Genomic DNA, 18,726 nt, shown 5'->3' with positions numbered 1-18,726 from the left:
GCCGGAGATCGCGCAGCTCGTCGGTCTGGCGAGCAACGGCGATTCGGGCGAAAGCGCCAAGACGACAAGGCTCGCCCCGCTCAGGCAGATCGCCAAGGCCAAGGACCGCCGCCGCATGGAAGTGTCGATGGTCACCAAGGTCGGCGACCGCGACGTCATCAAGACGATGCCCTTCATGCAGATCAAGATGGCGCTGGCTGCCGGCCACACGACCACGAGAAGCTATCCGGCCTTCGACCCGCTCACGGTCTTTGCCGAGGACGGCGCGGCGCAGACCGCTTCGGCCAGCACGACCGGCCAGATCTACGGCGTCAAGGTCGAGAGCGAGATGAGCCTCAAGACCGTCGACTTCCCGATCGACACCGCGGCCTTCGACGAGAAGAGCGGGCTTTCGGCCGACGAAGTCGAGAAGGTGGTGCGCGAGACCGGCGCCATCCTGACCGACGGCGCCGTCCAGGTTGCCGCACTCCACTACATCGTGCCGGAGCGATTCGGCGATACGCTGGCGAGCCAGGCGTTGAACGCTTCCTACGGCGTCAGAATCGTTCCCGAGAACGTCAGCGTGACGCCGCGCACTGCCGCCGACGACGAGGCCATGGTCTTCGCCGAAGACATCATCCCCTTCAACAGCGACCGCAAGATCGCCAAGGCCTTCGAGGATGCGGGCTATGTCGGCGAGGACGCCACGGGCATGTCCGAGGCGATCGCCAAGCTCCTGAACGCGCAGGCGCTGAAGGCCGGCACCGTGCTGCGGGTCGGGCTTGAAGTCAGAGGCGAAGTCGCCAAGGTCGTCCGCACCAGCGTCTACGACCGGCAGACGCATCTCGTCTCGATCGCGCTCGACGACCGCGGCCAGTTCGTGCCGGCGGCCGAGCCGGAGCCGAATCCGGAGCTGCTGACTGCTTTCGACGAAGACCGGCCGACGCCGACGGTTCGCGGCAATCTGCCGACTGTCTATGACGGCATCTTCCGCACCGCCTATTCTTACGGCATGTCGAAGAGCATGACCCAGCGGCTGGTCAAACTTCTCGCCTCCGACGTCGACTTCCAGTCCCGCCTGAAACCCGCCGACCGCATCGAGGTCTTCTTCTCCCAGCCCAGCAGCAACGACGAAATCACCGCCGATTCCGAATTGCTCTACGTGTCGGCCACCTTTGGCGGCAACACCCGCAACCTCTATCGCTTCCAGATGGAAGACGGCACCTCCGACTATTTCGACGAGGACGGCCGCAGCGCCAAGCAGTTCCTGCTGCGCAACCCCCTTCCCAACGGCAAGTTCCGTTCGGGCTTCGGCGGACGCCGGCATCCGATCCTCGGTTATTCCAAGATGCATACCGGCGTCGACTGGTCGGCGCCCACCGGATCGCCGATCCTGGCGGCCGGCAACGGCGTCGTCGAGAAGGCCGGCTGGGCCGGCGGCTACGGCAAGCAGACGATCATCCGCCACGCCAACGGCTACGAGACATCCTACAACCACCAGAGCCGCATCCGCGACGGCGTCAAGCCGGGCGCGCGCGTCCGCCAGGGCCAGGTCATCGGATATGTCGGGACGACCGGCCTGTCGACCGGCGCGCATCTCCATTACGAGCTGCTCGTCAACAATCGCAAGGTCGATCCGATGCGCGTGCGCCTGCCGGTCGGCAAGGTGCTGAAGGGCGAACAGCTCGACGCCTTCAATCGCGAGAAGGCCCGCATCGACGAACTCCTCAAGGAAGAGGACGGCGATGCGCTGAAGATGGCGAGCGCCAACGCCAAGCTCGGCGGCTGATTCGCCAGCGAAACGCCGACCGATCCGGTCCCGCTAGCTAAATCTACTCGACGAATTCGACTGGAACGCCCGGCTTGACCAGCTTGGCCAGTTCCTGCGCGTCCCAGTTGGTCAGGCGCACGCAGCCATGGCTCTCGGTCTTGCCGATCTTGGCCGGCTCGGGCGTGCCGTGCACGCCATAGGTCGGCTTGTCGAGCGCGATCCAGACCGAGCCGACAGGCCCGTTCGGCCCAGGCGGGATGGTGAGGATCGTGTTGTTCTCGCCCTGCTTGAAGTTGAGATTCGGATTGTAGGTGTAGTCGGGGTCGAGCACGACACGCGAGATCAGGTGCGTGCCTGATGGCGACGGCGTGTCGGTCGAGCCGATCGTCGCCGGATAGGACACGACGAGCTTGTTGTCGGCGTCATAGGCGAAGACCTGCTTCCTGCCCTTGTCGGCGACGATGCGAGCGACCTGGCGCGTTGCCGGCTGGCCGACATTGGCGACGCGCACGATGGTGCCGACGCGGCTGAAATTGGCCTCGGGGTTGAGCGCCTTGAGATAACCCTCGTCCATGTGGAAGCGCTCGGCGAGCATCTCGGTGACCGAGGTGTAGCTCAGCTTCTCGAGCTTGGCCTTCTCGCCATAGTCGTCCGGGATGGAGGCGACGAAGGAACCGGCAACGTCGGCCGAAGTCAGCGTGTAGTTGATGAAGGGATCGCCGCCGCTCGCGGCCAGCGCCTTTTTGATGCCTTCGGTGTCGGTCGACTTCAGATTTTCGCTGTTGATCGAGCGGTAGGCGATGATCGCCTTGTCGACGTTCGAGCCGAAGCGGCCATCGATGACTCCAGGCGAGGCGCCACGGCGGTCGAGCAGGATCTGCAGCGCCGCGACATCCTCGCGCGCTCCGAGCTTGAGCGACGGGTCGATGGCGCCTTCCACAATGTCGGGCGTAGCCGGCGCGGGAGCCCTGGCGATGTCGGGCGAATCGGATTCCGCCCCGGGATTGTCGAGCGGCATGCGCTCGATGGGGCCGGGCGCCGGCTCGCGCGCGATGATCTCGGGCTCGCCCATCTCAGGCTCGCCCATCTCAGGCGCGTCGGGGAAAGCGCGGCGCGGCGGCTCGGCATAGCCGTCATCCAGCCCTTGCGGCAGTCCCTGGCGCGAATAGTCCTGGTACTCGTCGATCGGCGGGGCGGTCACTATGCCCATATCGCGCAGCTTCTCGCGGCGCAGCCGTTCCACGTCACTGGGATCGTCGAGATAATAGCGTTCCTCGCGGGCCGGCCGGCGTTCGCGCATGGCTTCGCGCCTGAGACGCCGTTCCGCGCGGCGCGGCCGCTCGACGGAAAGCACCTCGCCGGTATAGGCGTCGACGACCACGCGCCGGCCGAACTCGTCGTAATAAATCTCGACCTCGCCAGTTTGGGCGAGCTGAACGCCTGGCGCGGCCCGGTGGGTCGCGGGCGGCGCATTTTCGCGCGCCGAAAGCTGCGACGCCTGCGCGCCGAAGGACGAAAACCCGGCGGCGATCGCCGAAAGCACGATTATCCTGCGCAACATTCCAAAATCTCTCCGTCCGACATCTGTCGCCTTGTACGGCGGCAAACGCCACTCCCATACGACCGCACGGCCGCAATGGAGCAACGCTGATCCCGGTTTATTGGTTGCAACATGAACGGGGCATGAAAATGGCACAGTCACAGGCCCGATCACCTGTCGCTAAAGCCCGAATTCGATTTTCACGCGCCTGGGCAGCTTTGCCGCGACGAGGCGATGGCTCTCGCGAAGGTAATCCTTCAGCGCTTCGTCATCCATGGCCTCGCCGCCCGTGCGCTGGATCCAGCTCATGCCGCGCGAGGCGAGATAGGGCGCCGGCCGGCAGCCCGGCTGCTCCTTCAACAGGTCGAAGCTCATCTGAGAACATTTGAAGGTGACGAAGAGCGAGCGCCCGTCGTCCCAGCCGCCGATGGCGAAAACCTTGCCGCCGACCTTCCAGACATGCGCGCCGCCCCACTGCACGACATGGGTCGAGGCAGGCAGCGAGGCGCAGAAGCGGTTGTACTCGTCTAGCGTCATGTGGCGATCCTAACAGGAATCGGGTTGCCGGGGACGCAGGCGCCGCCCCTCACCCTTACCCTCTCCCCGTGAAGAACGGGGAGAGGGGGCGTCAACGTCGGCGAACCCCTCTCCCCGCCTGCGGGGAGAGGGTAAGGGTGAGGGGCAATCGCAGACATGACGGGTTGTTGCCACGCCCGGAATTTCACCGGCCTGGCTGTTGTTCCTTCCCGAAAGACGGCTCGGCGTCATGACGTGTCGGGGCCGCGATGTCTCAGCGCGTGATGGGCGAGCGCATGGGCGTGCGCCAGGATCTCGTCGACGTCGCGGATGTTTCGACGGCCGCCCCACGCATCCGGATCGTAGCGCCACAGGCGGCCGCCCGGCGGACGGCCGCGCAGCGGGGTGACGCGGTGGCTGCGGCCGGCGGCGAGCGCCCGGTCGCGCCGCGCCTGCCAGCACTGGAAGCGCCGGGCAAGCCCCGGCAGATCGTCGAGCGCGCGGGCGAGTGCGGAAAGCCGCAAGCCGAGGCGGCCCGCATCGAGGGGGTCGTCGGGCTGGGGCGGCCGCCAGGCCGGGACGGCAGCGCGCACTGTCACGCCTGATATCGAGATTCGGGGCACGCCGGCGGCGGGCCGCCAGCGGCGGCCAATGCGCCAGCGCGGCAGCCGATCGAGCAGCGGGAAGGAGAGCGGGCGGGGAGCGGCCTTGGGAGGGACGAGATGGGCGAGATGTGGCGGAACCGGCGCGCCGGGCCTGAGCACGATGCCGGTGCCGACGCCGGCCCGCACGAAGAGCGACCGGGATTTTGCCTTGCGGGCTTGAGGCGAGTCCAGCGGGCGCAGGACCGGGGCGGCAAGCCCCTGCGCAAGCGCGATGGCCAGGCGCCGCGCCGCCGACTGCCGGCCGCAGCAGGCGCAGGATCGCACGGTGGAGATGGCGCGGCAGCTTTGCTGGGTCGTGCGAAGCGCTGCCCAACCCGGCCATGGCGACGAGCGCGGCCACGATGCCCTTCAGCGCCTCGCGCTGCATCTCGATCGCCGGAGTCCAGTTCATCGCCGCCTTTCCCAGTTGCACGGCCTGGGATTATGCGGGAGGTGCGGAGGGGCGTGGATGAAATTGGGGGAAAAAATACTGACAGATGGTGACAGGGGACGGGCTGCCTTGCGACCCGACAACAGACCCTCAATGTTCGATTACTGACATCTATTTCAGGTTCCTCGTCGCCTACATGCATGACGCGTCGGCTGTTGCATACCACGGCGACATGCGCCGGCCTTAAGGCCAGTTGTGAGACGGGTTATGGCGCCGTCACCACCAAAGCAGTGCAGGCCCCATCGCCCTCCCGCCGGTAGCCATGGGGAACGCTCGAATCGAAATACATGGCGTCGCCGGCGTCGAGCAGCGTCTCCTCCCCGTCGACATCGACCGCCAGGCGGCCGGACAGAAGGTAGATGAACTCGGCGCTGCCGTGCCGGTGCGCCGGCGAGGCCGGCGCGCCAGCGGGAAACTCGGCGTAGAACGCTTCCATGCGGCGGTCGGCGACGGGATAGTCCAGGCTCTCGAACAGATAGGCGGGCGGCTCCTCGCCGGGCGGGCTGGGAAGCCTGAGACGCTCCTTCTTGCGCACCACCGCGACCAGCGGCTTCTCCGTGTCGGCGGTGAAGAAGTGATCGAGTCCGATGCCGAAAACCATGGCGATCCGGACCAGCGTCGGGAGCGTCGGAAACATCTGCCCGCGCTCGATCTTCGACAGCATGGCGGTGGAGAGCCCGGTATGGGCGGCAAGCTGCACCAGCCCGAGTTTTTTCCGCAGCCGCAAGGCCCTGATGCGCGGGCCGACGGCGTAGCGCTGAAGCTCGTTGGTGATGGTATCGGACAGCAATCCGCAAACTCCTTTTCGTCCTGCGAAACTATTTCAGCCGTATTTTCTTCACAAGATAATACTGTCTACTGTCACGAAAATTTTACTGGTAAGAAAATTAATTCTCCCCAGATGACACGCAGTGCCATCGCATCGGGTCACAACAGGAGCACGTTATGAAAATGAAGACTTCGATATTGGCCGCGGCGTTCGCGCTGGCCACCAGCGTCAGCGCGCTCGCCTCGGGCAAGGACATCGTGGATACCGCCGTCGAGGCCGGCCAGTTCAACACGCTCGCGGCCGCGCTGACAGCCGCAGGGCTGGTCGACACGCTGAAGGGAGCCGGTCCGTTCACCGTCTTCGCCCCCACGGACGAAGCCTTCGCCAAGCTGCCCGCAGGCACGGTGGAGAACCTGCTGAAGCCGGAGAACAAGCAGCAGCTCACCGACATCCTCACCTACCATGTGGTCTCGGGCAAGGTGATGGCCGCCGACGTGGCGGGCATGGATGAAGCCAAGTCCGTCAACGGCAAGATGATCGACGTCGAAGCCGCCGGCGGCTCGGTCAAGGTGAGCGGCGCCACGGTCACTGCCACCGATATCGCGGCGTCGAACGGCGTCATCCATGTCATCGACACGGTGATCCTGCCGCCGGAAGGCTGAGGCTCACCTCCAACACTGGGGAAAGACCATGAAGTTCATCAATATACTGACGCTCATCCTCGTCATCGTGGGCGGGCTGAACTGGGGGCTGGTCGGGCTGTTGGGCTTCGACCTCGTAGCCGCGATCTTCGGCGCGGGCTCGATGCTCTCAAGGCTCGTCTACATACTGGTGGGGCTGTCGGCGGCCTGGCAGATCGTGCCGCTGTTTGCCGCCATGAGCTCCGGCGAACTCGCCGCGGAGCGGCACCGCTAGGCCGCGGAGGGGCCGCTTGACAGGCAGGCGGCCCCCTCCACCTTCTTCCCATGGACGCATCCTCCCTGCTCATGACGATCGCCTTCGGGGCCGCGAGCTTCGGCGCGGCGGCAACCGGCGCGATCTTTCGGCCGGGCGACTGGTACCGGCGGCTCGACAAGCCGCCGTGGCGGCCGCCGAACTGGCTGTTCGCGCCCGTCTGGACGATGCTCTACGCGTCAATCGCCGTGTCGGGCTGGCTCGTCTGGCGCGCCGCCGGCATCGAAGGCGCCGCGCTGCCGCTCGCCGTCTTTGCATTGCAGCTCCTACTCAACGCGGCGTGGACGCCGCTCTTCTTCGGACTGCGGCGGCCGGACCTGGCGCTGGTCGAGATCGTGATGCTGTGGGGCTCGATCGCCGCCACAATCGTGCTGTTTTATCCAGTCAGCGCGACCGCGGCCTGGCTGCTGGTTCCCTACCTTGCCTGGGTCAGCTTCGCATCGGCTCTCAATGCCTCCATCTGGCGGCGCAACCGCCCGAGCGCCGCCGCCGGGGGCGTTCGATGAAGCCGCGCTGGATCGAGGTCAACGACCGCATGCAGCAGGGCTACCGCTACGCTCTGGTCGCGCCGGCCGGGCGCGACTTCGATGCCGAGTTCCGGCCCGACCTGACGCCGCCCGAGATGCTGGCGCTCGGCGTCTTCGGCGGCAAATACATGACCGACTGCCGCGACGAATTTCCCGCAGGCTGGTTCGCCGGAGCCCGCCTGTCGGAACGCAAGGATGCGTCGCTCAACTGCTTCGGCGTCGACGCCAGCCAGCCGCTCAGCGTCTGGCGGGCCAAGGGCTGGGTCCATCCAGACGACCCGCGCGGCTGGTTCCAGTGGTACTGCCGCTACTATGCGGGCCGCCGGATGCCGGGCGAGGACGAGCGGCAGATCGGCCGCTGGAAGGCAATCCGCCGTCATGTCGCGCAGCTTCGCCGCGCGTGCGAGCCCGGCGATGTCTGGTGCCGGCCGCGCCAGCGCCAGGCCCTGCTGCACTGGGCCTATGACAGCCGCGCGCTGTGAAGGCGCTTCCGGAGAGGAACCCGCAGGGGTGGAGCCGCCGATTCGGCCGGCGGCGGGCTCAGCGCTTGGCGCTCGCTCACCAATATGCTTACCCCCTCGCCCGGCCTGCCGGCGGCTCGTTCCTCGCCGGGCAGGCCGACCTCCCCCGCAAGGGGGGAGGTAACTACGCCGCTTCGTCGGTCGCCACCGCGGTCGCCTTGGAGCGGAAGTTGAGCCGGTCGGAGCCGTTGGTGACCTTCACCACCGAGCCGTCGAGGATGTCGCCCGACAGGATCTTTTCGGCGAGCGGGTCCTGCAGCTCCTTCTGGATGACGCGCTTCAGCGGGCGCGCGCCATAGGCGGGGTCGTAGCCGCGCGCGGCCAGCCAGTCGAGCGCGTCCTGGTCGAGCTCGATGGCGATCTTGCGATCCTCGAGCAGCTTCTCCAGCCGCTTGAGCTGGATGGTGACGATCTTGCCCATGTCCTGACGGCGCAGCCGGTGGAACAGGATGATTTCGTCGACGCGGTTGAGGAACTCGGGCCGGAAGTGCGCACGCACCATCGCCATCACGTCGTTGCGCGCGGCCTCGGCGTCCTGGTCCTCGCCGAGCGACACCAGATATTCGGAGCCGAGGTTGGAGGTCATGACGATCAGCGTGTTGCGGAAGTCGACCGTGCGGCCCTGGCCGTCGGTCAGGCGGCCGTCGTCGAGCACCTGCAGGAGCACGTTGAAGACATCGGGATGCGCCTTCTCGATCTCGTCGAAGAGCACGACCTGATAGGGCCGGCGCCTGACCGCCTCGGTGAGCGCACCGCCCTCCTCGTAGCCGACATAGCCCGGAGGCGCGCCGATCAGCCGGGCGACCGAATGCTTCTCCATGAACTCGCTCATGTCGATGCGCACCATGGCGTGCTCGTCGTCGAACAGATAGTCGGCGAGCGCCTTGGTGAGCTCGGTCTTGCCGACGCCGGTGGGGCCGAGGAACATGAACGAGCCGATCGGCCGGTTCGGATCCTGCAGGCCGGCGCGGGCGCGCCGCACCGCCTTCGACACGGCCTGCACGGCCTCGCCCTGGCCGACGACGCGTTTGCCGATCTCGTCTTCCATGCGCAAAAGCTTGTCGCGCTCGCCCTCAAGCATCTTGTCGACCGGAATGCCGGTCCAGCGCGAGACGATGTGGGCGACGTGATCGGGCGTCACGGTCTCCTCGACCATGCCGACCTTGCCGTCCTGCGCCTCGGCCTCCTTCAGCTTCTTCTCCAGCTCGGGGATGCGACCGTAGGCAAGCTCGCCGGCCTTCTGGAACTCGCCCTTGCGCTGCGCGATGGCGAGCTCGTTGCGGGCGTCGTCGAGCTGACCCTTGAGGTCGGCGGCCAAGCCCAGCTTCTGCTTCTCGGCCTGCCACCTGGCGGTCACGGCGGCGGACTCCTCCTCGAGCCCGGCGAGCTCCTTCTGGATGCGGGCGAGCCGGTCCTTCGAGGCGTCGTCCTTCTCCAGCTTCAGGGCCTCGCTCTCGATCTTGAGCTGCATGATGCGGCGGTCGACCTCGTCCAGCGCCTCCGGCTTGGAATCGACCTGCATCCTCAGGCGCGACGCCGCCTCGTCGACGAGATCGATCGCCTTGTCGGGCAGGAAGCGGTCGGCGATGTAGCGCGTCGACAGCGTGGCGGCGGCGACCAGCGCGGAGTCCGAGATGCGCACCTTGTGGTGCTGCTCGTACTTCTCCTTGAGGCCGCGCAGGATGGAGATCGTGTCCTCCACGCTGGGCTCGTTGACGAAGACCGGCTGGAAGCGCCGCGCGAGAGCTGCGTCCTTCTCGACATGCTTGCGGTATTCGTCGAGCGTGGTGGCGCCGACGCAGTGCAACTCGCCGCGCGCCAGCGCGGGCTTCAAGAGGTTGGAGGCGTCCATGGCGCCGTCGGCCTTGCCGGCGCCGACCAGCGTGTGCATCTCGTCGATGAAGAGGATGACTCCGCCGGCGGCCGCCGTGACTTCGGACAGCACCGCCTTCAGGCGCTCCTCGAACTCGCCCCGGTATTTAGCGCCGGCGATCAGCGCGCCCATGTCGAGCGCCATCAGCTGCTTGTCCTTGAGCGATTCGGGCACGTCGCCATTGACGATCCGGAGCGCCAGGCCCTCGGCGATGGCCGTCTTGCCGACGCCGGGCTCGCCGATCAGCACCGGATTGTTCTTGGTGCGCCGGCTGAGCACCTGGATGGTGCGGCGGATCTCGTCGTCGCGGCCGATGACCGGATCGAGCTTGCCCGCGCGGGCGTCGGCGGTGAGATCCCGCGCGTATTTCTTCAGCGCGTCATAGCCCTGTTCGGCGGAGGCGGAATCGGCGGTGCGGCCCTTTCTGAGATCGTTGATCGCCTGGTTGAGCGCCTGCGGCGTCACGCCGGCCTTGGCCAGGATGTCGGCGGACTTGGCGGATTTCTCGACGGCCAGCGCGGTGAGCAGCCGCTCGACCGTGACGAAACTGTCGCCGGCCTTCTTGGCCATGTCCTCGGCGGTCGAAAAGACCTTGGCGAGGGGCTGCGCCATGTAGAGCTGGCCATTGCCGCCTTCGACGCGGGGCAGCGCGTTGAGCGCCGCTTCGACGCCCATCTGCACGGCCTTGACGTCGCCGCCCGCGCGCGAAATGAGCGAAGCCGCCAGGCCTTCCTGATCGTCGACCAGGACCTTCAGGAGATGTTCCGGGGTAAACTGCTGGTGATTGCGCGAGAGCGCCATGGTCTGCGCGGACTGTATGAAGCCGCGCACCCTCTCCGAGTACTTCTCGATATCCATATCGTGTCTCCGATCCGTCCGCGGCCCGCTTCGCGGCGCCCACCGACTTGAAGGTTGACGGACCTGCTCTTCGAGCCCGGTCCAAACTGCAACCGATATGGGTATTCGCCCGATTTAGCTCAAGGCGCGTTGATGTCGGTCAAAAACAAAAAACGGCGGAGATTTTCATCCCCGCCGTCTCATGACTGGCATTGCCGGATTGTTTAGCTGTCGGCGTCGATCAACGCCGCGCCGCCATCGGCCTTGGTATCGGCGGCCGGCTCCTGCGGCATGGGCTCGGGCGAAACCGGAGCGCCGCGCGACAGCGTGGCGACCAAGCCGTCCGCGGCCGGCTCGTCATCCTCGTTGGTGTCCGGGCGGCTGCGTTCGCCGCGGCGCGGACGGCGGTTGCGGCGGCCGTCGCTGGCGGCGCCGTGGCCGTTACCGTTGAGATTGCGCTCGCGGCTGGGGCTGCCTTCCGAAGCTTCCGGGTTGAGTGCGACCTCCGCCGGGATGCCTTCGATGACCGGCTGCGGTCCCGAGCCGAGATTGGGCTGCTCAAGCTGCACGAACTCGCCGCCATTGTCCTGGCTGTTCAAGTCCTGCGCGGGATTGCCTTGATAGTTGCCCTGCCCGGCGTTGGATTGGCCGACGTTGCCCTGGCCGACATTGCCCTGGTTGGCATTGCCCTGGTTGGCATTGCCCTGGTTGGCATTGCCCTGGTTGGCATTGTTCGTATTGCCGAACTCGTCGCGGTCCTCGTCCATGTCGTCGTCGGAACCGTCGCGCTGATTCTGCATGTTCTGGATCGGCATCTGCGCCTGCGCGGCGGCGATGATGCGATTGTAGTGCTCGGCATGCTGCAGATAGTTCTCGGACATGACGCGATCGCCAGAACTGTGTGCATCCCGGGCGAGCTGCGCGTATTTTTCCGCGATCTGCTGCGCCGAGCCGCGAATCTTCACGTCCGGGCCGTTGCTCTCATAGTTGCGGGTCAGGGGGTTGGGGCCCTTGCGGTTCTGGTTCTGGTTCTGGTTCGGATTGTTACCGCCGCCGCCGCTACGACCGCGCATGCGCCTATTCTGCTGTTGTGGCCTCATTCGACTCTCTTGGGTTTTTACAAAAATCTGGATACGGGGCGCGGATGCAGCCCGCCGTTCCATGTTGTTCTAACGGTGCTCGCCCGCGTTTGCGTCGGCGCCACGTTCTTCCCGTTCCAGTTACGTGTTAACCGCCGAACGATCCCCGTACGAAGCTAAAGCGTCGTTTACGCAAGAAGGCAGTCTGTCTTTTTGGAAACCCGATTGGTGACAGCACTGCCTGCTTCGTCTCATCCGGTTGCCGGGACCCTAGCCGCATTCGCCATGCTTGCCAAGGGGTTTTTCCAAGCGGTTTTTGCAATGCGGAAATCCTTCATTTCCGCGTAAAAACCATCACCCGATCGCGTCCGCCAAGATCCTTCCTGGCCTCGACAATGCCAAAACCGGCAGTCTCGAACACTCGGGTTACCGCTTCCTTCTGTGCGTGTCCTATCTCGACGGCCACCCTTCCGGTGGGTTCGAGATGTGCCTCGGCCTGTGCTGCAATCGTCCTGTAAGCATCGAGCCCGTCCGCGCCGCCATCGAGGGCTCTCGCCGGATCGAATTTCCTGACCTCGCACTGCAAGGTCTCAAGCTCTTCGGTCGGTATATAGGGTGGGTTTGCGGCAATTACATGGAAACGGCCGGAAATCTTTTCGAACCAGTCCGACCGGATCGGCGTGAAGCGTTCCGCAAGTCCGTTTTCTTGGGCGTTCCGCTGAGCGGTGGCGAGCGCATCGGCGGAAATGTCGACGCCGACCGCCGTGGCTTCCGGAACTTCGGCAAGCAGCGCCAAGGCGATGGCGCCCGTCCCCGTGCCCAGGTCGAGGATGCGGCAGGCCCCTGCCCTTGCGGCAAGATGGCGCAGGTGGGGCAGAACCGCGTCGACCAGGGTTTCGGTGTCCGGCCGCGGCTCAAGCGTATCGGGCGAGAGAAAGAGCTTCAGCCCATAGAATTCGCGAAAACCCAGGATGCGGTGGACGGGCTCGCCGGCGGCACGGCGGGCGATGGCCTGGCGGACCGCTTGGGCCGCTCCCGCGTCGATGGCCATGTCCGGGCTACCGATCACATCGCCTTGAGTCGTGGCGGAAAAATGCTCGACGAGAAGACGGGCATCGAGCCTGGCATCGGCGATTCCGGCTTCCGCAAGGGAGGCACGCGCTTCGGCAAGGAGGGCAGAAAGGATCAAGGGATTTGTGGGGTCGGTGCTTTATGTCGCCCCCCTCTGTCCTGCCGGACATCTCCCCCACAGGGGGGGAGATTGGGGCCTATCGCCTGCCTCGTGCGTGGTGACAGTTTGAAACCCACGGTACTATTCGCCGACGGCTGCGAGCAGCTTCGACTGATGGTCGGAGATCAGCGCGCCGACAATCTCGTCGAGTTCGCCCATCATGACCCGGTCTAGCTTGTAGAGCGTCAGGTTGATGCGGTGGTCGGTGACGCGGCCCTGCGGGAAATTGTAGGTGCGGATGCGCTCGGACCGGTCGCCCGATCCAACCTGCAGTTTTCGCGATTCGGAGCGCTCCTCGTCGGCGCGCGACCGCTCCATGTCGAAGAGCCGAGCGCGCAGAATCTGCATGGCGCGCGCCCGGTTCTGGTGCTGCGACTTCTCCGCCTGCACCACCATGATGCCGGTCGGCAGATGGGTGATGCGCACCGCCGAGTCGGTGGTGTTGACATGCTGGCCGCCGGAGCCGGAGGCGCGCATCGTGTCGATGCGGATATCCTCGGGGCGGATGTCGATGTCGACTTCCTCCGCCTCCGGCAGCACGGCGACCGTCGCCGCCGAGGTGTGGATGCGCCCGCTCGCCTCGGTCGCCGGCACGCGCTGCACGCGATGCACGCCGGACTCGAACTTCAGCTTGGCGAAGACGCCCTTGCCCGAGACGCTGGCGATGATTTCCTTGTAGCCGCCGGCGTCGCCGTCGCTCGCCGACACCACTTCCATGCGCCAGCCCTGGCTGGCTGCGTAGCGCTCGTACATGCGGAACAGGTCGCCGGCAAACAGCGCCGCCTCGTCGCCGCCGGTGCCGGCGCGGATTTCGAGGATCGCGTTCTTCTGATCGGCCGCGTCCTTGGGCAGGAGCAGTATCTGGATGTCCTGGCGCAGGCTTTCGATGCGATCCTCGACGCCAGGCAGGTCGGCTTCGGCAAGCGCCCGCATCTCGGCGTCGGTGCCCTTGTCGGCGAGCATGGCCTCGAGGTCGGCGAGTTCGCTTTCCGCCTGCAACAGCTCGCGGATCCTGGCGGCTATGTCCTGCAGCTCGGAATATTCGGACGCCAGCTTCACATAGGTTTCCGCGTCCGGACCGGCCGACATCTGCGCTTCGAGCATGTCGAAACGCTTGACGAGTTGGTCCATCCGGTCGCGGGGCAGGGAAATCATCTTAAATGCCTAGTTGCCACCTCACCGACATGCGGAGGCCGGCAGGAGGGCTGCCAATATCGGAGATCGCGAAAAAGCTCAACGTCGCCGGAAGAAAGGCCGCCAATGCAGCATCGGGGATCGTCCGCCAAGACTCACGTCCGCTTTGGGACGTGAGCCTCGAAAACAGGCATGCCCGGTCGCTTATGCTACTCCTTGTAAAGCCGACTTCCGCTGCTCAAACACATCCTTGGCGGCAAAGAGTCCGTTGAGCGCCGCCGGAAAGCCGGCATAGACCGCCATCTGCATCAGGATCTCGACAATTTCGTCCTGGCTGAGCCCCACATTCAAGCCGGCTTCGATATGAACCTTGAGTTGAGGCGCGGCGTTGCCCATGGCCGACAGCGCTGCGATGGTTGCGATTTCACGCTCGCGCAAACCGAGACCGCCGCGCGAATAAATATCGCCGAACGGGAACTCGAGCACGTAGGTCGCGAAATCGGGGGCGATATCGGCCAGCGCGGCGATGACGTTGTGGCCGGCCTGGCCGTCGATCTCAGCCAGCGCTCGCTTTCCGCGCTCCAGCCGGCTTTCGGCGACGTTCCGGGATTGTTGCGTCATAGTCCTTCATCCTCTTCTCGGTTTCGGCGTAGCCGTCGATCTTGGTATCGAGGACGAGAAGGCAGGCGTTGAGTTCGGCAACGTGAGCGCGGACGCGCTCGCGGTGCCTCTCCAGCATTTCGCGCCGCGCTGCTTGCGTGCCGGAGCGCTGTTCCCGCAAGGCTGCGTAGCGCAGCATTTCGCGGATCGGCATTCCGGTCGTCTTCAGGCGGTCGAGAAACTCGATCCAGATGAGGATCGACGCATCGTAGTCGCGGTGCCTGGATTGGTTCCGGTCGGCATAGGGGAGCAACCCGATCTGCTCGTAGTAGCGGATCGTATGGGTCGACAATCCCGAACGTTTCGCCAGTTCGCCAATCTTCATGGACGCCTGCTTCTCATCACGACGCCAGGGACCCTACAAGTTAGAGTGCGCTCGAAGTCAAGGAGCTATTTCAGAGGGGTCCGGTTGGCCAAAAAGACCTTCCGCACAGGCGCGCGAGCCGTCACTCGGGCGTTTCGCTTTTTGCCTACAGCGGTATCCCTCTGTCGTCGGCGAAACCCTGCAGCAGCGCGCGCATCGGAAGGTTGGCCGCGTGGCCGGCGAGATTCTCCTCGAAGAACTTCTCCAGTTCGCCGACAGGCAGTTCCGTCAGCATCGCCTTGACCGGACCGATCGAGGCCGGCGACATCGAGATCGAGCGGTAGCCGAGACCGATCAGCGCCATCGCCGAGATCGGCCTGCCGGCAAGCTCGCCGCACAGCGTCACCGGCGTGTGGTTGCGCTCGCCGGCGTCGGCAATCTGCTTCAGCACGCGCAGGAACGGCACCGACAGCGTGTCGAAGCGGTCGGAGAGCTGCGTGTTGCCGCGGTCGGCCGCCATGACGAACTGGAACAGATCGTTCGAGCCGACCGAGACGAAATCGACCGCCTTCATCAACTCGTCGAGCTGCCAGAGCAGCGCCGGCACTTCGAGCATGGCGCCGAGCTTCAGGCTGGTCGGCAGGTGGTGGGCAAAGCGCGACAGGTGCCTGACTTCCTTGTCGATGATCTCGCGCGCCTGCGCGATCTCCGAAAGCACCGTGACCATCGGCAGCATGACGCGCAGTTCGCGCCCGCCGGCGGCCTTGAGCAGCGCGCGTATCTGCGTGCGCAGGAGCCCCGGCCGGTCGAGCGTCAGGCGGATCGCGCGCCAGCCGAGCGCCGGGTTCTCCTCATGCGCCACGTTCTTGAAGTAGGGCAGGATCTTGTCGCCGCCGATGTCGATGGTGCGGAAGGTCACCGGCTTGTCGCGCGCCGCATCGAGCACGTCGCGGTAGAGCCCTTCCTGGGCCTCGGCGCGCGGGAAGGTCGAGGCGACCATGAACTGCAGCTCGGTGCGGAAGAGGCCGATGCCGGCGGCGCCCGATTCGGCAAGCTGCGGCAGGTCGACCGCCAGGCCGGCGTTCATCATCAGGTCGATCTTGACGCCGTCCTTGCTCTGCGACGGCTTCTTGCGCAGTTCGCGGTAAAGCTCCTGCCGGCGCGCGCGAAACCGCACCTTCTCGGCATAGGCCGCCTCGAGGTCGGGCTGGGGCCTCAGATGGATGGTTCCCTCGTCGCCGTCGACGATGATGGCGTCGCCATTCTCCGACATGGAGACGGCGCCCTTCACCTGGCCGGCGACGGGAATGCCCATGGCGCGCGCCACGATGACGACGTGGCTGGTGACGGTTCCGTCCTCCAGCACTAGGCCGCGCAGCTTCTCGCGCGGATAATCGAGCAGTTCGGCCGCCCCCATCGAGCGCGCCACGATGATGGCATCCTTCGGCAATGCCGACGCGACGTCGTCCGGGCCGCGTCCCATCAGCATGCGCAAGAGCCGGTTGGCGAGGTCGTCGAAATCGCTCATCCGCTCGCGCAGATACGGGTCGGTCATGTGCATCATGCGCGCGCGCATGTCGCTCTGCACCTTCTCGACCGCTGCCTCCGCGGTCAGGCCGTTGCGCACCGCCTCCTCCAGCCGGCGCACCCAGCCCTGGTCGTTGGCGAACATGCGGTAGGCTTCGAGCACCGCGCGATGCTCGCCCTCGAAGGCGACGTCGCGGCGCGACAGCATGTCGTCGATCGACAGCCTGAGCGAGCCTATCGCGGCCTCCAGCCGCCGCATCTCCTCGTCGCTGTCCTCGTTGAACAGGTTGGTGACAACGATGCGCGGCTCGTGCAGCACGACATGGCCGAGCCCGATGCCGTCGTTGAAGGAAATACCCGTGAAGCTCACCGGACGGCGCAGGTCGAGCTCGAGCCCCGGCCGGGTGAGCCGGGCGAGTTCGCCCGCCGCGATCATCTCGGCGATGACCATGGCCGCCGTTTCGAGCGCCTCGACCTCGTCGTCGCGGTACTGGCGCTTGGTGCGGTTCTGCACGACCAGAACGCCCAGCGTGCGCCCTGCCCTCAGCACCGGAACGCCGAGGAAGGACGAATATATCTCCTCGCCCGTCTCCGGCAGGTAGGCGAAGGCGGGGTGCTGCTGGGCGTCGGGCAGGTTGAGCGCGCGGGCGCTTGCCGCGATGGTGCCGACGAGGCCCTGGCCAAGCTGCAGCTGCGCCAGGTGCACCGAGCCGGGGTTCAGACCTTCTGTGGCGTAGAGTTCGAGCACCGAGTCGGCGCGCAGCACATAGAGCGAGCAGACCTCGGCTACCATGTTCTGGGCGATGTCGTGCACGATGCGGTCGAGCCGCTCCTGCGGCTCGAGCGCCTCCGCCATCAGCTCGCGGAGCCGTTTCAACAGAACGCGCGGGCCCGCGGCCATGTCACGCATAAAGGCGGCTCTCCCTGGGCGCGACTCAACGAGTCGCTCCCGAACGACACTACTGCCGGAACAGGCCCGGCCAAATAACCAGAGAATACTGGTCTGTTACTGCTTATCGAGACCGTAGACGGAATGCAAAGTCCGCACCGCCAATTCGGTGTACGGGCCGTCGATCAGGATCGAGATCTTGATTTCCGAGGTGGTGATCGCCCGGATGTTGATCGATTTCTCGGCGAGCGCATTGAAGGCGGTGGCGGCGACGCCGGCGTGGCTGCGCATGCCGATGCCGATGACAGACACTTTCGACATGCCCTCGTCGTGCTGGATCACGTCGAAACCGACCGTCTGCTTGACCCTGTCGAGCACGGCGAGCGCCTTGTCCACGTCGCCCGAGGGCACGGTGAAGGTCATGTCGGTCGACTTGCCGTCCTCGGAGATGTTCTGGACGATCATGTCGACATTGATGTTGGCCTCGGCGAGCGGCCCGAAGATACCCCCCGCCACGCCCGGCCGGTCGGCCACGCGCCTCAGCGATATCTGGGCTTCGTCCTTGGCGTAGGCGATACCGGTGACGACTTGCTGTTCCACGATTTCATCCTCGTCACAAATAAGGGTGCCGGGCGGGTTGAGAAGATCGCCCATTCCCGGCGCGTCCGGGTCGTCGAAAGAGGAGCGCACGAAGGTACGCACCTTGTGCACCATGGCAAGCTCGACAGAGCGGACCTGAAGCACCTTGGCGCCGAGCGAGGCCATCTCGAGCATTTCCTCGAAGGAAATCTTCGGCAGGCGGCGCGCCTTCGGCTCGATACGCGGGTCGGTGGTATAGACGCCGTCGACGTCGGTGTAGATGTCGCAGCGGTCGGCCTTGACGGCCGCGGCGATGGCGACCGCGCTGGTGTCGGAGCCGCCGCGGCCGAGCGTCGCGATGCGGTTGTCCGGCCCGATGCCCTGGAATCCCGAAACCACGGCCACCTGGCCGATCCCGAACCGCCTGATCAGCTCCGCGCCGTCGATCTCCTGGATGCGCGCGGCGCCATGGGCGTTGTCGGTGCGGACCGGCACCTGCCAGCCCTGCCAGGAGCGCGCGTCGACGCCCACCGACTGCAGAACGAGCGCCAGCAGCCCCGACGTCACCTGCTCGCCCGAGGCCACCACGGCGTCATATTCCCTGGCATCGTAGATGTTGAGGTTGGAGCCTTCGGCCCTCGACGCCTCGCGAACCCAGCCGACCAGTTCATTGGTCTTGCCGGCCATGGCCGAGACCACGACCGCGACCTCGTGGCCGGCGTCGACCTCGCGCTTGACGTGGCGCGCGACGTTGCGGATGCGGCCGATGTCGGCCACGGAGGTCCCGCCGAATTTCATCACGATGCGCGCCATGGAAGCCGGATGCCTTGGCCGGGTTGAAATCCCGGGCTTGGTCCCGGAATTGCTGGAGATGCAGGCGGACCGGAACGGCCCGCTGGTTGCGCGGCCTCCATATCCAATAGGCCAAGCACAGGCAAGGG

The 18,726-nt window shown here is 65.8% G+C and carries 17 protein-coding genes (1 of these 17 only partly in view); 5 read left to right on the top strand and 12 right to left on the bottom strand.

Annotated elements, in window-relative coordinates:
• On the top strand, positions 1–1,768 hold the 3' portion of the coding sequence (locus tag ABLE71_RS11585; RefSeq protein ID WP_348783488.1) for a M23 family metallopeptidase. Its footprint begins 200 nt before the window's first position; only the last 1,768 of its 1,968 coding nucleotides appear in the window; its start codon lies beyond the left edge, outside the window; it ends in the stop codon at positions 1,766–1,768.
• Between the two features lie 43 nt (positions 1,769–1,811).
• Here the strand turns inward: ABLE71_RS11585 and ABLE71_RS11580 are convergent, their stop codons facing one another.
• From ABLE71_RS11580 to ABLE71_RS11565, 4 genes are all read right to left on the bottom strand, one after another.
• A complete protein-coding gene (locus ABLE71_RS11580; RefSeq protein WP_348783487.1) occupies positions 1,812–3,311 on the bottom strand; it encodes a L,D-transpeptidase in 1,500 nt (499 codons plus the stop codon).
• A gap of 159 nt (positions 3,312–3,470) precedes the next feature.
• A complete protein-coding gene (locus ABLE71_RS11575) occupies positions 3,471–3,827 on the bottom strand; it encodes an MmcQ/YjbR family DNA-binding protein (protein WP_348783486.1) in 357 nt (118 codons plus the stop codon).
• Between the two features lie 227 nt (positions 3,828–4,054).
• Entirely contained in the window at positions 4,055–4,597 is a 543-nt protein-coding gene (locus ABLE71_RS11570) for a hypothetical protein (RefSeq protein ID WP_348783485.1), read from the bottom strand.
• A 509-nt stretch (positions 4,598–5,106) separates the two neighbouring features.
• Entirely contained in the window at positions 5,107–5,691 is a 585-nt protein-coding gene (locus ABLE71_RS11565; protein ID WP_348783484.1) for an XRE family transcriptional regulator, read from the bottom strand.
• A gap of 155 nt (positions 5,692–5,846) precedes the next feature.
• Here ABLE71_RS11565 and ABLE71_RS11560 point away from each other — a divergent pair, with 155 nt between their 5' ends.
• From ABLE71_RS11560 to ABLE71_RS11545, 4 genes are read left to right on the top strand one after another with little or no spacing between them, the layout of a single operon-like run.
• Complete coding sequence (locus ABLE71_RS11560; protein ID WP_348783483.1) at positions 5,847–6,332, top strand: fasciclin domain-containing protein; 486 nt, start codon at positions 5,847–5,849, stop codon at positions 6,330–6,332.
• A gap of 28 nt (positions 6,333–6,360) precedes the next feature.
• Positions 6,361–6,585: a DUF378 domain-containing protein gene (locus ABLE71_RS11555; protein ID WP_348783482.1), complete on the top strand. Its 225-nt coding sequence runs from the start codon at positions 6,361–6,363 to the stop codon at positions 6,583–6,585.
• A 50-nt stretch (positions 6,586–6,635) separates the two neighbouring features.
• Positions 6,636–7,130: a TspO/MBR family protein gene (locus ABLE71_RS11550; RefSeq protein ID WP_348783481.1), complete on the top strand. Its 495-nt coding sequence runs from the start codon at positions 6,636–6,638 to the stop codon at positions 7,128–7,130.
• The gene (locus ABLE71_RS11545; RefSeq protein ID WP_348783480.1) at positions 7,127–7,633 is read left to right on the top strand and encodes a hypothetical protein; all 507 of its coding nucleotides are present in this window, start codon (positions 7,127–7,129) and stop codon (positions 7,631–7,633) included. Before ABLE71_RS11550 ends, ABLE71_RS11545 begins: the two co-directional genes overlap by 4 nt.
• A 163-nt stretch (positions 7,634–7,796) precedes the next feature.
• Here ABLE71_RS11545 and clpB read toward each other — a convergent pair whose 3' ends face one another.
• From clpB to ABLE71_RS11505, 8 genes are all read right to left on the bottom strand, one after another.
• Complete coding sequence (clpB, locus tag ABLE71_RS11540) at positions 7,797–10,403, bottom strand: ATP-dependent chaperone ClpB (protein WP_348783479.1); 2,607 nt, start codon at positions 10,401–10,403, stop codon at positions 7,797–7,799.
• A gap of 203 nt (positions 10,404–10,606) precedes the next feature.
• On the bottom strand, positions 10,607–11,482 hold the full coding sequence (locus ABLE71_RS11535) for a DUF4167 domain-containing protein (RefSeq protein ID WP_348783478.1): 876 nt from the start codon (positions 11,480–11,482) through the stop codon (positions 10,607–10,609).
• Between the two features lie 313 nt (positions 11,483–11,795).
• The gene (prmC, locus tag ABLE71_RS11530; protein WP_348783477.1) at positions 11,796–12,650 is read right to left on the bottom strand and encodes a peptide chain release factor N(5)-glutamine methyltransferase; all 855 of its coding nucleotides are present in this window, start codon (positions 12,648–12,650) and stop codon (positions 11,796–11,798) included.
• A 123-nt stretch (positions 12,651–12,773) separates the two neighbouring features.
• On the bottom strand, positions 12,774–13,847 hold the full coding sequence (prfA, locus tag ABLE71_RS11525; protein ID WP_348783476.1) for a peptide chain release factor 1: 1,074 nt from the start codon (positions 13,845–13,847) through the stop codon (positions 12,774–12,776).
• A gap of 183 nt (positions 13,848–14,030) precedes the next feature.
• Positions 14,031–14,447 (bottom strand): carboxymuconolactone decarboxylase family protein, encoded by a 417-nt coding sequence (locus tag ABLE71_RS11520; protein WP_348783475.1) that lies wholly within the window; start codon positions 14,445–14,447, stop codon positions 14,031–14,033.
• A complete protein-coding gene (locus tag ABLE71_RS11515; protein WP_348783474.1) occupies positions 14,383–14,811 on the bottom strand; it encodes a MerR family transcriptional regulator in 429 nt (142 codons plus the stop codon). Before ABLE71_RS11515 ends, ABLE71_RS11520 begins: the two co-directional genes overlap by 65 nt.
• Positions 14,812–14,956: 145 nt before the next feature.
• Complete coding sequence (gene ptsP / locus ABLE71_RS11510) at positions 14,957–17,227, bottom strand: phosphoenolpyruvate--protein phosphotransferase (protein ID WP_348783473.1); 2,271 nt, start codon at positions 17,225–17,227, stop codon at positions 14,957–14,959.
• A 96-nt stretch (positions 17,228–17,323) separates the two neighbouring features.
• Entirely contained in the window at positions 17,324–18,598 is a 1,275-nt protein-coding gene (locus tag ABLE71_RS11505; protein WP_348783472.1) for an aspartate kinase, read from the bottom strand.
• Positions 18,599–18,726: the final 128 nt, after the last annotated feature.

It is taken from the genome of Mesorhizobium sp. KR9-304 (assembly GCF_040049215.1).
In the GTDB taxonomy this organism is placed as follows: Bacteria; Pseudomonadota; Alphaproteobacteria; order Rhizobiales; family Rhizobiaceae; genus Mesorhizobium_K.
The sequence above is the reverse complement of the archived record's forward strand: the minus strand, read 5'-3'. Positions and strand labels throughout refer to the sequence as shown.

What these genes read in the sequence shown, in the direction of transcription:
- clpB (WP_348783479.1), bottom strand. Translation starts at nt 10,403, where the DNA reads ATGGATATCGAGAAGTACTCGGAGAGGGTGCGCGGCTTCATACAGTCC.
- ABLE71_RS11505 (WP_348783472.1), bottom strand. Translation starts at nt 18,598, where the DNA reads ATGGCGCGCATCGTGATGAAATTCGGCGGGACCTCCGTGGCCGACATC.
- ptsP (WP_348783473.1), bottom strand. Translation starts at nt 17,227, where the DNA reads ATGCGTGACATGGCCGCGGGCCCGCGCGTTCTGTTGAAACGGCTCCGC.
- prfA (WP_348783476.1), bottom strand. Translation starts at nt 13,847, where the DNA reads ATGATTTCCCTGCCCCGCGACCGGATGGACCAACTCGTCAAGCGTTTC.
- ABLE71_RS11575 (WP_348783486.1), bottom strand. Translation starts at nt 3,827, where the DNA reads ATGACGCTAGACGAGTACAACCGCTTCTGCGCCTCGCTGCCTGCCTCG.
- ABLE71_RS11515 (WP_348783474.1), bottom strand. Translation starts at nt 14,811, where the DNA reads ATGAAGATTGGCGAACTGGCGAAACGTTCGGGATTGTCGACCCATACG.
- ABLE71_RS11520 (WP_348783475.1), bottom strand. Translation starts at nt 14,447, where the DNA reads ATGACGCAACAATCCCGGAACGTCGCCGAAAGCCGGCTGGAGCGCGGA.
- ABLE71_RS11560 (WP_348783483.1), top strand. Translation starts at nt 5,847, where the DNA reads ATGAAAATGAAGACTTCGATATTGGCCGCGGCGTTCGCGCTGGCCACC.
- ABLE71_RS11580 (WP_348783487.1), bottom strand. Translation starts at nt 3,311, where the DNA reads ATGTTGCGCAGGATAATCGTGCTTTCGGCGATCGCCGCCGGGTTTTCG.
- ABLE71_RS11535 (WP_348783478.1), bottom strand. Translation starts at nt 11,482, where the DNA reads ATGAGGCCACAACAGCAGAATAGGCGCATGCGCGGTCGTAGCGGCGGC.
- ABLE71_RS11555 (WP_348783482.1), top strand. Translation starts at nt 6,361, where the DNA reads ATGAAGTTCATCAATATACTGACGCTCATCCTCGTCATCGTGGGCGGG.
- ABLE71_RS11550 (WP_348783481.1), top strand. Translation starts at nt 6,636, where the DNA reads ATGGACGCATCCTCCCTGCTCATGACGATCGCCTTCGGGGCCGCGAGC.
- ABLE71_RS11545 (WP_348783480.1), top strand. Translation starts at nt 7,127, where the DNA reads ATGAAGCCGCGCTGGATCGAGGTCAACGACCGCATGCAGCAGGGCTAC.